Source organism: Ferruginibacter profundus (genome assembly GCF_054783275.1).
In genome coordinates this window covers 180712-193173 of record NZ_BAAGQW010000001.1, presented here as the reverse complement: position 1 = coordinate 193173, position 12462 = coordinate 180712, and the positions used below count along the sequence as shown (strand labels likewise).

Below are 12462 nucleotides of genomic sequence, written 5' to 3'. Positions count from 1 at the left end.
GAATAAGTTCATTTTAAATAATATAAAGATTAATTTATTATTGTACAATGAGAGAAGCCCTAAAACATGTTTTCAGCCAGCAAATTACCCTGGAAGATAATAGCCAGTTCTATTATACTGTAAAGCCGTACGAGCTTACTAATGCATTGGGCAGTGTAATTGCTGTTTTACAGGAATACACGTTTACAAAAAAAGAAGAACACGATCCGCTTACCTGCAAATTGTATAAAACCAAAGAAGGTAACTGGTATGATATTGAAGAAGCTAAAATACTTGCTGAAAAAAGTGTATTACGAATGTTGAAATCGGCCATTGATATAAAAGAAGGCAATGTAATTGAGAATCGTTAATATACTGCTACTGCTTTCTATTTGCAAAACACTGATGATATCTTTTGATGAAAGCCTGTTCTGCTGTTAACCGGATAGACTAAACAATTTTTATAATTCTGCAACCGTATTTCTTAATCCCAATTAAAAGTTTCAGTCTTTCCATTCAGCTTCCATTTTTCAGGAAATGCATTTTCCATCCAATCCAATGGTTCTCCTACCGGTAAAGTTTGTGATGCCAGTTTAAAACAATTTTTTATAACTTCTTTTTGTGCTGTACCAATGGCATCAGGCTGTGCAGAAATGAATAATGGTGTGCCGCTCTTAGCTACCAGCTCCATCCATTGTTTATTTTTTTCCCAGGGAACTTTGGTAGTTAATCCTACGCAATCGCCATCAGCAGCATAGAATATACCTTGCTGAATGCCCCTGAACGCCAAAGTATTTACTCCCATCTTTTTTGTTCTTGCCCATTCATTGCCCGATGTATCATCTCCTATCCTGTTCAATTCAAATAAACCGGCGGATAAGTGACTGAATGTATTGCAGCCGATGACGTACATCTTTCCTGCTGCTTCACGAATAGTTGTATACAATTGCAATACAATTTCTGCATTGGTTTTAGAAGTATCATTCATACTCCAGTTAGCTGAAGTAATAGCACCTTTTTTCAACATTTCAAAACCCCACCTGCCAAAAAGATCATATGAAGTGTAATCGAATTTTATTAATTCATAGCCCCATTGATGATATAACTTAAAATCATTTTTTACTCTTTCCAGGTTTTCTGCAATAGAAGGATCTAATACAGGATTGTCTGCTTCTCTTCCTTTTATCAGCGGCAACATTAATGTTTTCGCATCTTTATAACTGCCACACAAAGGCCGCGTCCACAGCCCCGGCCGCATGCCGATCGTTTTTATTTTTTGTGCCAGTTTTCCCATGTCGGGAAAATGATCATCCGGTGTGTTCATATTATCGCCCCAGCAACAATCGTCAGGATTTGATGGCGGCCCCTTGAACCAACCCGAATCAATGACTGAAAAAGGCCGGTTGCTCAATCCGTCTGCCAATGGTGCCATCAGCTCCGTATGCTGAAGAATCAGTTTTTCAGAAGTATTGCCATAAGTGAAATACCAGTCGTTAATACCATACACCGGTTGTGCAGGCATCCTTACTTTTGCACAGAGCAGTTTCATAAAACGCCTGGCCATTTGAAAAGCCGTTTCGCCGCTATTATTTTTAAGTGTAACAATTTCTGCAGCCTGTAATTTCCTGTTGCCTAATTGCACCCCGTTGCCACCGGAACGGGTATCTAATACCAGGTGTAAGGTATCATTGGTAATTTGCCAGGAGCAAAAAGATGCCGCACCGGTTTTAACTCCAAAGCCATGGGTATTATTTTCATTGTGTTCTAAAAAATACCAGGGTAATATTTCTGTTGCCATTGGCGAATGCCATGATGCATCACCATAGGTTCTTTCCCAATGATCATTTAAAATTGCAGCAGAAGGCTTAACCGGAGTTTTCCATTGTAAGGTAACAGCACTTAATTGTATACCGGGTGCTTCAATATCAACGGCGATGCTTTTACCTGTATTTTTTAAACTAACAATAAGGTTTTGATAAGTCCATTGTTGTTTTCCTTTCCCGGTAAGTGTAACGGTGGCTCCATTTACAATTGCCGTTACTGCATCAGGAAAACTGATCAGCTGAACCTGTGCTTCTCCCTGCATTGCAAACAAAGCATCATTGATGAGTATGGCGGCCAATGATAAGCCGGAAGTGTGTAAAAAATGCCGTCGGTTCATAATAGCAGGTAATGGTGTACTGTTATTCGGAAAGATAATTTACATTATTGAAATTACCGTTGGTAATGTTGAAAAGAATCAAAGACAGTTAAAATTGTACCAATACAGTTTTACATCAACACCATATGTTATTACAAACAAAAGCCTCCATACAGGAGGCTGTGTACATTATATTTCCACCATGGCTTTTATTACGCCGGTTGCCGGATTGAGCCAGCTTTCAAAATTATCTTTTACGGCTTCAAATTGTACCCTGTGAGTTATATAAGTGGCAGGATTTACCCAACCATTTTTCATGGACGCAACTACGTGTTCAAAATCGGCACGGGTGGCATTGCGGCTGCTCATTAAGGTACTTTCTCTTTTATGAAATTCAGGATGATTAAAACTGATATCGCCTTTTTGCAAGCCTATCAGTACATACCTGCCTCCATGACCCAAATATTGAAATGCATTGTTAATGGCTTTTAAACTTCCGGTGGCATCCATCACTACGGTGGGCATATCGCCATTGGTGATGGTTTTTAATTTTTCCAAAGCATCTTCTGTTGCCGGGTTAATGGTGAAATCAACTTTCAGTTTTTGGGTACAAAAATTTAAGCGGTTATCATTAATATCCATGGCTATTACTTTGCCTCCCGCAATTTTTGCAAACTCCATGGTTCCCAAACCAATTGGCCCGGCACCAATCACCAGTACAAATTCTCCTGCTGCTACCGCTGCCCTGCGTACACCATGTGCACCAATAGCCAATGGTTCTACCAAAGCCAGTTCATCAAAACTTAATCCTTCGCCATGCACCAATGCATAGGATGGCACGGTTATATATTCTCTCATTCCACCATCAATATGTACGCCGCAAACTTTAATGCTGGCGCAGCAATTGGGTTTACCCATCCTGCAGGCGATACATTCGCCGCAATAAAAGTAAGGAATGAAAGTAACCGCTTCGCCAATTACAAAACCTGCTGCGTCGGTAGTTACAATTTCTGCTGCTAACTCATGCCCCAGTATTCTCGGATAACTGAAGAATGGTTGCGTGCCTTCAAAAGCATGCAGATCGGTACCGCAGATACCAATGCGTTTTATTTTGAGTAATGTTTCACCTGTACCTGCAACAGGTGCTGTAGTATCGGCATAATCCAACTGGTGAGGTGTAGTGCAGAAAAGTGTTTTCATTTTTTATTTTTTTGTTGTTGCATGGCCAGACGAGGACGTCAGACCATGTAAAAAGCAGCAGCATTATTACCAAAGAAATCTTCCTGTTCATTAGCAGAGAAAGCAGCAAAATATTCTGCTGTAATGTTCAGCATTTTTTTGTAGGAAGCTGCTACCAGGCAAACCGGCCAATCGCTGCCATACATAATGCGTTTGGTACCGAAAGCTTCCACCACCACATCAAGATAAGGTGTAAACTGTTCTTTTTTCCAATGCAGGTAATTGGCTTCGGTAACCATACCACTTATTTTACAATGCACATTGGAAAATTGTGCCATTCTTCTCATGGCATGTTTCCATTCACTTATCAAACCGGATTTGATATAAGGTTTGGCAATATGATCGATCACAAATTTTTGCTCCGGAAATTGTTGTACCAATGTTATCGCCGCCGGTAAGTGTTTAGGAAAAATGAGTATATCGTAAGTAAGATCAAATTCTTTTAGTGCGGCAATACCATGTATAAAATTTTGCCGCAGCATAAATTCCGGTGCTTCGCCCTGCAGTACATGACGAAAGCCTTTGATCGCATCAAATTGTTTGTAATACGCTAAACGCTCTTTAATATTTTTGGCCTGCAGGTCTACCCACCCCACAATGCCTTTGATAAAATTATTTTCTTTTTGTAAAGCCAGGAGAAAATCAGTTTCGGATTCTGTTTGATCTGCCTGCACAGCAATACAACCATTAAAATGATGTTGCTTTAAAACAGGTTGTAAATCCGCAGGCAAAAAATCTTTTCGTATAATCGCCATAGCATCATCAATCCAGTCATGCTTTACCGGATCATATTGCCAGAAGTGCTGATGGCTGTCAATTCTTTGCATAGGCCACACAAGTTTGTTTACTTGTTCCCAATCCGTCAATACCCAATTCCACTACATCTCCTTCTTTTAAATACACCGGCGGATTAAAACCTAACCCTACACCTGCCGGTGTGCCTGTGGAAATAATATCGCCGGGTAATAAAGTCATGAACCGGCTGATATAAGCAACCAGGAAAGGAATATTAAAGATCAGATCGTCGGTGTTGCTGTCCTGCATCATGGCGCCGTTCACCTTTAACCACAAACGCAGATTATGCGGATCAGTAATTTCATCTTTGGTAACCAGCCATGGGCCAATAGGTGCAAAGCTGTCGCAACCTTTTCCTTTATCCCAGGTGCCGCCACGTTCCAGTTGAAATGCTCTTTCGCTTACATCGTTGTGCAAGGCATAGCCAGCCACATAATCCATCGCTTCATATTCTTCCACATAGCTGGCTTTTTTTTCTATTACAAAAGCCAGTTCCACTTCCCAATCTGTTTTTACCGAATTCTTTGGAATGGTAATCGTATCGTTGGGGCCATTTAAAGAAGTGGTGGATTTAAAAAAAATGATCGGTTCATTTGGTATGGGGGCATTGGTTTCTTTGGCATGTTTGGCATAGTTCAATCCGATGCAAACAATTTTTGAAGGCCTTGCAACAGGACTTCCCAATCTTTCTCCGTCGGGTACTTTACGCAGCATGTCTTTATGCTGGTGCAGCATCCATGCCAGGTGTGGCAATCCGCCGTTGGCAAAAAACATTTCGTCGTAATCTTTTATAAAACCGCTTACGTCATAATTTACCCCGTCAATATGTACTCCGGGTTTTTCTTTTCCCATTTCTCCAAACCTGATTAATTTCATTATACTTTTTATTTTTTTTGGTGAGTCACCCCTTCAAAGGTGGCTTACCCCGTTTACAATCATTTGGTATTTTGCAGTGCAGATGCGGCTAAAGAAATAGCTCACCCTTTTTGTAACTGCTTTTATTTTGCCAGGTGAGTCACCCCTTCAAGGGTGGCCCACCCCGTTTACAATCATTTGGTATTTTGCAGTGCAGATGCGGCTAAAGAAATAGCTCACCCTTTTAGTAACTGCTTTTATTTTGCCGGGTGAGCCACTCTTTAAGGGTGGCCCACCCTGACATCAATTATTCAATTTTATAAATCCTCCGTCAATAGGATAATCGTTGCCGGTAACAAAGCCGGCTTCATCACTGCACAGGTACAAAGCTAATGCAGCAATTTCTTCCACGGTGCCCATCCTGCCAATGGGTTGGCTTTGGGATAATTTTTCAAACATTTCTGTTTCTTTTCCGGGATAGTTTTTTGCAATGAAGCCATCCACAAATGGTGTGTGTACCCTTGCAGGCGAAATAGAATTGCAGCGGATGTTATCATGCAGATAGTCTTTTGCCACACTTAATGTCATGGCAAACACGGCGCCCTTGCTCATGCTATACGCAAAGCGGTCGGGTATGCCCACCCATGCAGCAATAGAGGCCACATTTAAAATTACACCCCCTTTATTATTGTTAAAGATGGGAATAATTTCGTGCAGGCAGTTATAGGTGCCCTTTACATTTACGTTAAATACCCTGGTAAAATCTTCTTCGCTGGTGGTACCTGCTTTGCCTACATTGGCGATACCGGCACAATTCACCAAAATATTAATGGTACCTATCGCAGTAAAAACGGCATTCACCTGTTGCTGGCTGCTGACATCGCAACTGTGTGCCATTGCTTTGCCGCCTGCCGCTTCAATTTCCTTTGCGGCCTGTGTGGCGCTTTGTTCATTTAATTCAATGATATGTACTACGGCGCCCTGTTTTGCAAATACAGTGGCTATTGCTTTACCAATACCACTGCCACCTCCGGTAACTACTGCGGTTTTATTTTTTAATGAAAACATAATACGGGTATACTATTTATAATGTAACTTTTTCGTGAAGCGTGAGTAGAACTTTACATTTGAAGGCGCTTTACTCACGGCTGACGACTCACCACTCACGCCTTACACTAAATTAAAAATCTCTTTCATCAACACCCATTTCTCGCCTTCTTTTGCCCAGGGCAATGCCAGCTGGTATTTCCACATCAGCTGTTCCCATTCCTGCACTTTTGGGTTGGTTGCATCCATGGCTGCTTTGGTATCAAAATTAAAAGAATCGTAGGTATCCATTATCATGAACAGTCTGTTACCGGTGCGGTAAATTTCCATTTGTGCAATGCCGGCATCAAAAATACTTTTCTTTATTTCGGGCCAGGCATTTTCTGTTTTATGCCAGTGTTCGTATTCGGCAATTAAATCAGGATCATCAACAAGGTCGAGTGCGAGGCAATATCTGTTCATGAACAATTATTTTAAGTTGTTACTTTTTTTACTTTATAACCACTAAAACCAAACAAGCCTACTACTGCAAAGCAAATCAACGGAACGATATAACCATATTGAAAATGCTTCGTAACATCTGCAATATATCCCATTAAAGGAGGAAAAACGGCACCACCTACAATCGACATAATGATAAGGCTTGAGCCTGGTTTAGTATCTGCTCCAAGGTCTTTTATTCCTAATGCAAAAATAGTTGGAAACATGATGGACATAAAAAATGCCACCCCAATAATTGCATATACAGTTATTATGCCGTTACCGAAAATTGTTATGCTCATTAACAGCACACAGATCACAGCATATATCGCCATCAACCTGGGTGGCGATACAATCTGCATTAAAGCTGTTCCTACAAATCTTCCTAACATAAAAGCGAGGCCTGCTGCACCTGAGTAATAAGAAGCCTGTTTATCGGTTATACCAACAGCCTTTGTAGCATACAACACTAAAAGGCTGGTTATACAAACCTGTGCACCAACATAACAGAATTGTGCTACAACTGCCCATGTAAGATGCTTATGTTTGAACGCATGTAAAAAACCTTTTTGTCCCTCCTGCTCATCCTTATCCCGTATATCAGGTAATTTTGTGAAGAAGAACACAGCTGCAATTATTAATATTACACAACCTAAAACAATATAAGGCAGTTTTACAGATGAGGTTTCGCTTAACAAATAAGCAGTTCTTGCATGCTCCGTCATAGCGGCCAGCGCATCATCTTTAAGCGGATCTTTAGAAAGAATAAGATAGTAACCAACAATAGGCGCCAGGAACGCAGCCAATCCATTAAAGGATTGTGCAAAGTTTAAACGTTGCGTAGAAGTGGCAGGATCGCCTAGTATTGTTGCATAAGGATTTGCAGCGGTTTCTAAAATAGTTAAGCCGCAAGCTACAATGAATAGTGCGGCAAGAAAAAATGCATACAACATGGTGTTAGCTGCCGGAACAAACAGAAAGCATCCTATAGCAAATAAACCAAGGCCGATCAATATACCTGTTTTATAACCATACTTTTTTATTATCATACCAGCTGGTATAGCCATTAAAAAATAAGCAATAAATACAGCAGAATCAACAAGGGAAGCCTGTAATGTCGTAAGACTGAAAGCTCTTCTTAAATGAGGAATAAGAATCGGATCGAGATTATGTAAAAAACCCCAGAAAAAGAAAAGACTGGTAACTAAAATAAAAGGAAATAGATAATTGGTTTTTGTATTTGTTGCTGCAAGTGGAGCAGGTTGAACTGGTAATGCCATATTGTTGTTAGTTAGCCTCGTTACTATTAATAATGTGATGGGTAATTATTGTTGCACTAAAGATATTCCTTATTTGAAAAAGTATTGCACGAATTTTACTGGTTACACGAATTGGCCAATACAGGTGAATATATCAATTCGTATAATTCGTGTCATCAATCTACTTCAATCTTTCCTCATTGGCCTGGCCGCTTACTTTTGCAGGTGGCGCTGCTTTATCAATACTCAGGTTAAAATTATTATACTTCCAGCCTTCAATATATTCCATTGTACCTAATACTTCTGCAGCAACAGTGCTATTACTGAATACAAAGTTCTTTAATGCAGATTGCGGATAACCTACGGCTTCAAAGACCAGTTTGGCATGCGTAGCCGTGATATTACTGATGTAGAAATTTTTTGCTACAGGAATACCTTTTTCTGCCGGGGTTACTTTTTGCAACATCGATTTCCAGTGTGCAGGGATAGAATCGTAATTATATCCTTTGGGTAATTCGGAATAGCTGTAGGCCGGGTACCAGTTTAAATTAAACTGAAACACATTGCGTACAGAATCCAACACAGAGTTTTGAAAATAAATATCTTCCACCACTCCGCCTCTTGTAAAAGCAGATTTTACCCGCAGGCCATTATCGGTATGTTTGGCATAAAGATCAGTTGCAAGAATATGATTGATACCGCCGGAAGTTTCGCTGCCCAGGGTTACCAGGCCTGCTCCACGCCTTGCCACACATTTGCGTATCACTACATAGGCAGTAGGTTTGTTTACCCGCAAGCCATCCCAATCTCTTCCCGCTTTTAAACAAAAGTTATCATCGTTACAATCAATATCGCAATTTTGTATCAATACCCAGGTGGAGGAATCTATATCCACACCATCGGTACTGGGGCCGCTGCCATCCTCATTATTTTTTATCACAATACCGTCAACCGTTACCTGTTTGCTGTATAATAATTGTACCGTCCAGAAACCGGCGTTTTTAAAAGTGAGTTCTTTAACGGTAACATTTTCTGAATTTTGTACGAGTACGGTTCTAACTCTTTTTACATCGTAATCCACTATCCAGCGCAGGCCTTTGGCGTCATACTCTTTCCGCATCCTCCAGTATTTATCCCAGCAGAATTTGCCTCTTGCATTTACAATGCCTTTACCTGCAACGGCCGCATTTTTTACATCGATCAGATTGATCAATGCAGCAGGCCAAACCATTTCCAACCCTGCTACCCTTGTATTAATATCGGGATAGTCATCAAAATTCTGCGAACCTAAAATCAATACCCCTTTATCTATCTGCAAAACCACATTGCTTTTTACAAAGATGGCACCGCTTACATAAGTACCGGGCTTAAATGTTACCACGCCGCCACCTTTGGCAGCGCAATCATCAATAGCTTTCTGAATGGCTTTGGTGTTTATGGTGGTGGTATCGCTTACCGCACCATAGTCATTTACACGGAATATTTTTTTTGAGAGGGGAAAAGATACGGAACCAACTTTACTCACCCAATCCATTTTGGGGCTTTGTGCTTTGGCTGTACCGGTAATTAATAAAGACACAACCAGCAATCCTGGTAAAAACCTTTTATATATCATAGCAATCAATGGTTAAGCTTGTAAAGTACATTAATACAGGTGAGCCGGTATCCTGTTGTATCCTGACAAGCCGGGCTGCTACACAGAGCAAAGCCCGGTAGCGTCCCGAACCAGTTACTTCTTCATTATCCTTCTCCTGTGCTGCACGCCCCATGCCCTTAGCTCCACAATCACTTTATCCAGCGAACTGCCATAGTCGGTTAAAGAGTATTCCACCCTTACCGGCACACTGTCGTACACCGTACGTTTTACCAGTTGGTTTTGTTCAAGGTCACGCAGCTCTTTAGAAAGCATTTTATCAGTAATGCCCTGAACATCAGCGGCCAGTTCCTTAAAACGCTTATTACCAAACGATAAGGAAATAATGATGGGCAATTTCCATTTGCCGCTTAAAAAATCCAATGCATCCCGAACGGGCAGCAGCATGCCCATGCATTGTTTATGGTCTCTTGCGGGAGTGGTTTTTTCTGTAATCATAATTTCAATGTTTAAACACTATACCGGGGTATAGCGCTTTACTAAAGTATAGTACTATCAAAAGTATAGCAAATGTAAATAAGTTTGCAGTGTCAAAAAAATAAATCAACCACAAAAATTAAAACAATGAAAAAGAATACAATTATTTACTGGGCCGCAACGGGCTTACTTGCCCTCATGATGATTTTCAGTGCTTACAACTATTTCGCCAGTCCGCAAATTGCAGCTGCCTTTACGCACCTGGGCTTTCCTGGTTATTTCAGGGTAGAACTGGGAGCAGCTAAAATCCTGGGTGCCCTGGTTTTGATCATCCCACAGGTACCGGTTAAAATTAAAGAGTGGGCCTATGCAGGTTTTGGCATCACATTTATTTCTGCAGCCATTGCACATTTTGTAAGTGGCGACCCTGTAAATTTTGTGACCATGCCTGTTATCTTTTTTATTGTACTGGCAGTTTCCAATATATACCTCTACAAAAAAAATAAACCGGCCATAGCAAACATCAACAGCAATATCAAAACATCATTAGCATAATCATATAAAAACATAAAAATGGAATTATTAGAAAATTTAAACTGGCGTTATGCGGTAAAAAGAATGACCGGCGAAAAAGTACCCCAACAAAAAGTGGATGCTATTTTAGAAGCTGCACGTTTATCTGCTTCTTCAGGCGGATTACAACCCTACAAAATTATTGTGGTGGAAGATGAAGCGATAAAAAAACAATTGCAACCTGCTGCATATAACCAGCCACAAATAACAGAGGCATCGCACCTGCTTGTTTTTGCGGCCTATGAAAAAATTACCGCACAGGATATTGATGATTTTATTACCCTGCAGGCAACCGTTAAAAATATACCCGCAGAAAGCCTGGCACCTTTTAAAGAAAGATTAACCGGCACATATTTACCGAGAACAGATGCAGATAATTTTAACTGGGCAGCAAGGCAGTCTTACATTGCATTAGGCACTGCATTAATTGCCGCTGCTAACGAAGCCGTTGATGCCACCCCCATGGAAGGTTTTGATCCTGCTGCATTTGATGACATTTTAGGTTTAAAAGCATTGGGACTTAAAAGTGTTGCGCTATTGGCTTTAGGCTACCGCGATGAAGCCAACGATTTTTTAGCTAAGGCGCCCAAAGTGAGAAAGGATATGAAGGATTTTGTAGTGAACTTTCCGGGATAAAAAACCGCTGTATTATTTACTGCACAGGTTTTTCTGTTTATTGATAACAGGAAAACCTGTTTTGTTTTTTTTACCCACATAAACAGATTTGAAAAAGGAACTGTGCTTAAAATTCTGAGAGTGCCTACATCATAAATCTTAATGGCGCAATGCATTTTGACGGGAACTTTTTTAATTTATCTTTGTGTCATTATTACACAATTTGACAGCAACTACTACTTTAACGCCGGGATATTCCAAATTGCAGATCCGCATTGCAGTATCTGTATTCTTCTTTTGCCAGGGCGTGTGCTTTGCCAGCTGGGCCAGCCGCATACCGGATATTAAAACAGCATTGCATTTAAATGAAGCGGCATTGGGAACTCTTTTATTAGGACTGCCTATCGGGCAGTTTGTTACCATGCCCTTCAGCGGTAGGGCTGTTACCAGGTTTGGCAGTAAAAATGTTTTGCGTATTGCCATATTGTTTTACGCTTTTGCTTTAACCAATATTGGTTTGGTAAATGCACCGTGGCAACTGGCTGTGTGCTTGTTTATGTTTGGCGTTAGCGGCAACCTCTGTAATATTTCTGTTAATACACAAGGTGTAAATGCTGAAGCGATATATGGTAGGCCCATCATGTCTTCTTTTCATGGTGTATGGAGTACAGCAGGTTTTACAGGAGCATTAACCGGTTTGCTGATGATGAAGTTGCATGCCACTCCTTATGTGCATTTCTGGATCATCGCAGCAATAGTGATGACGCTGTCTTTTATCTTTTCAAAATATTTATTGCATACACCAACCAGCAAATCGGCCGCATCATTTAAACGCATGAGCATGCCGCATGGTTTACTGTTGCAATTAGGCATTATTGGTTTTTGTTGCCTGAGTTGCGAAGGTTGTATGTTCGACTGGAGTGGTGTTTATTTTAAACAGGTGGTAAAGGCTGAAGGCTCAATGGTGTCATTGGGTTATGCCTGCTTTATGATCATGATGGCCACCGGAAGATTTGTTGGTGATAAACTGGCGGAAAAATTCAGCAGAAAAAAAATGGTGCAGGTTAGTGGTGTATTAATTTTCAGCGGAATGATGTTTGCAGTGCTGCTCCCCTATTTAATTACTGCAGCCATTGGTTTTCTAGTTGTTGGTTTTGGTGTAAGTACAATCGTTCCTTTATTATACAGTACGGTTGGTAAGGCCGACCTGAAAGTTTCCAAAGGCATTGCTATTGCTACGGTAAGCAGCATAGGCTTCCTCGGTTTTTTAATGGGCCCTCCGTTAATTGGTTACATCGCCCAGTTAGCCGGTTTACAATATTCTTTTATGACGATTGCATTTTTGGGATTAGGCATTAGTTTTTTAATTAGCAGGGTGAAGGAGATTGAATAAAAAGCCGCTGCTGCAT

13 protein-coding genes are annotated in these 12462 nt (G+C 40.7%); 4 read left to right on the top strand and 9 right to left on the bottom strand.

The genetic code is table 11. The annotated features are described in order from the left end of the window. Positions 1-47: 47 nt before the first annotated feature. Positions 48-350 carry a hypothetical protein gene (locus ACYVM0_RS00760; RefSeq protein WP_460550984.1) on the top strand — a complete coding sequence of 101 codons (303 nt, stop codon included), beginning with the start codon at positions 48-50 and terminating at the stop codon, positions 348-350. A 113-nt stretch (positions 351-463) separates the two neighbouring features. On the opposite strand, the gene ACYVM0_RS00755 is transcribed toward ACYVM0_RS00760, so the two are convergent. The 9 genes from ACYVM0_RS00755 to ACYVM0_RS00715 all read right to left on the bottom strand — a co-directional run bounded on the left by ACYVM0_RS00755 (position 464) and on the right by ACYVM0_RS00715 (position 9886). Next, positions 464-2140, bottom strand: a complete 1677-nt coding sequence (locus ACYVM0_RS00755; RefSeq protein ID WP_460550981.1) for an alpha-amylase family protein — start codon at positions 2138-2140, stop codon at positions 464-466. 168 nt (positions 2141-2308) lie between these two features. Then, on the bottom strand, positions 2309-3319 hold the full coding sequence (locus tag ACYVM0_RS00750; RefSeq protein WP_460550978.1) for a zinc-binding alcohol dehydrogenase family protein: 1011 nt from the start codon (positions 3317-3319) through the stop codon (positions 2309-2311). Positions 3320-3357: 38 nt separating this feature from the next. Then, complete coding sequence (locus ACYVM0_RS00745) at positions 3358-4185, bottom strand: amidohydrolase family protein (protein ID WP_460550975.1); 828 nt, start codon at positions 4183-4185, stop codon at positions 3358-3360. Then, complete coding sequence (locus tag ACYVM0_RS00740; protein ID WP_460550972.1) at positions 4172-5029, bottom strand: fumarylacetoacetate hydrolase family protein; 858 nt, start codon at positions 5027-5029, stop codon at positions 4172-4174. The genes ACYVM0_RS00745 and ACYVM0_RS00740 overlap by 14 nt, the downstream gene beginning before the upstream one ends. 282 nt (positions 5030-5311) lie before the next feature. Next, positions 5312-6076, bottom strand: a complete 765-nt coding sequence (locus ACYVM0_RS00735; protein WP_460550969.1) for an SDR family NAD(P)-dependent oxidoreductase — start codon at positions 6074-6076, stop codon at positions 5312-5314. A 102-nt stretch (positions 6077-6178) separates the two neighbouring features. Continuing rightward, a complete protein-coding gene (locus ACYVM0_RS00730; RefSeq protein ID WP_460550966.1) occupies positions 6179-6517 on the bottom strand; it encodes an L-rhamnose mutarotase in 339 nt (112 codons plus the stop codon). 11 nt (positions 6518-6528) lie between these two features. After that, positions 6529-7815, bottom strand: coding sequence for a sugar MFS transporter (gene fucP / locus ACYVM0_RS00725; protein WP_460550964.1), 1287 nt, complete (start codon positions 7813-7815; stop codon positions 6529-6531). A 160-nt stretch (positions 7816-7975) separates the two neighbouring features. After that, positions 7976-9409 carry a glycoside hydrolase family 28 protein gene (locus tag ACYVM0_RS00720; RefSeq protein ID WP_460550961.1) on the bottom strand — a complete coding sequence of 478 codons (1434 nt, stop codon included), beginning with the start codon at positions 9407-9409 and terminating at the stop codon, positions 7976-7978. Between the two features lie 114 nt (positions 9410-9523). Further along, positions 9524-9886 (bottom strand): winged helix-turn-helix transcriptional regulator, encoded by a 363-nt coding sequence (locus tag ACYVM0_RS00715; protein WP_460550958.1) that lies wholly within the window; start codon positions 9884-9886, stop codon positions 9524-9526. A 126-nt stretch (positions 9887-10012) separates the two neighbouring features. On the opposite strand from ACYVM0_RS00715, the gene ACYVM0_RS00710 reads away from it, so the two are divergent. From ACYVM0_RS00710 to ACYVM0_RS00700, 3 genes are all read left to right on the top strand, one after another. Further along, a complete protein-coding gene (locus ACYVM0_RS00710; RefSeq protein WP_460550955.1) occupies positions 10013-10420 on the top strand; it encodes a DoxX family protein in 408 nt (135 codons plus the stop codon). An 18-nt stretch (positions 10421-10438) separates the two neighbouring features. Next, entirely contained in the window at positions 10439-11074 is a 636-nt protein-coding gene (locus tag ACYVM0_RS00705) for an NAD(P)H-dependent oxidoreductase (protein WP_460550952.1), read from the top strand. A 184-nt stretch (positions 11075-11258) separates the two neighbouring features. Then, on the top strand, positions 11259-12446 hold the full coding sequence (locus ACYVM0_RS00700) for an MFS transporter (RefSeq protein WP_460550949.1): 1188 nt from the start codon (positions 11259-11261) through the stop codon (positions 12444-12446). The last annotated feature ends 16 nt before the right edge of the window (positions 12447-12462 follow it).

What these genes read in the sequence shown, in the direction of transcription:
- ACYVM0_RS00720 (WP_460550961.1), bottom strand. Translation starts at nt 9,409, where the DNA reads ATGATATATAAAAGGTTTTTACCAGGATTGCTGGTTGTGTCTTTATTA.
- ACYVM0_RS00705 (WP_460550952.1), top strand. Translation starts at nt 10,439, where the DNA reads ATGGAATTATTAGAAAATTTAAACTGGCGTTATGCGGTAAAAAGAATG.
- ACYVM0_RS00750 (WP_460550978.1), bottom strand. Translation starts at nt 3,319, where the DNA reads ATGAAAACACTTTTCTGCACTACACCTCACCAGTTGGATTATGCCGAT.
- ACYVM0_RS00755 (WP_460550981.1), bottom strand. Translation starts at nt 2,140, where the DNA reads ATGAACCGACGGCATTTTTTACACACTTCCGGCTTATCATTGGCCGCC.
- ACYVM0_RS00730 (WP_460550966.1), bottom strand. Translation starts at nt 6,517, where the DNA reads ATGAACAGATATTGCCTCGCACTCGACCTTGTTGATGATCCTGATTTA.
- ACYVM0_RS00760 (WP_460550984.1), top strand. Translation starts at nt 48, where the DNA reads ATGAGAGAAGCCCTAAAACATGTTTTCAGCCAGCAAATTACCCTGGAA.
- fucP (WP_460550964.1), bottom strand. Translation starts at nt 7,815, where the DNA reads ATGGCATTACCAGTTCAACCTGCTCCACTTGCAGCAACAAATACAAAA.
- ACYVM0_RS00710 (WP_460550955.1), top strand. Translation starts at nt 10,013, where the DNA reads ATGAAAAAGAATACAATTATTTACTGGGCCGCAACGGGCTTACTTGCC.
- ACYVM0_RS00715 (WP_460550958.1), bottom strand. Translation starts at nt 9,886, where the DNA reads ATGATTACAGAAAAAACCACTCCCGCAAGAGACCATAAACAATGCATG.
- ACYVM0_RS00735 (WP_460550969.1), bottom strand. Translation starts at nt 6,076, where the DNA reads ATGTTTTCATTAAAAAATAAAACCGCAGTAGTTACCGGAGGTGGCAGT.
- ACYVM0_RS00745 (WP_460550975.1), bottom strand. Translation starts at nt 4,185, where the DNA reads ATGCAAAGAATTGACAGCCATCAGCACTTCTGGCAATATGATCCGGTA.
- ACYVM0_RS00740 (WP_460550972.1), bottom strand. Translation starts at nt 5,029, where the DNA reads ATGAAATTAATCAGGTTTGGAGAAATGGGAAAAGAAAAACCCGGAGTA.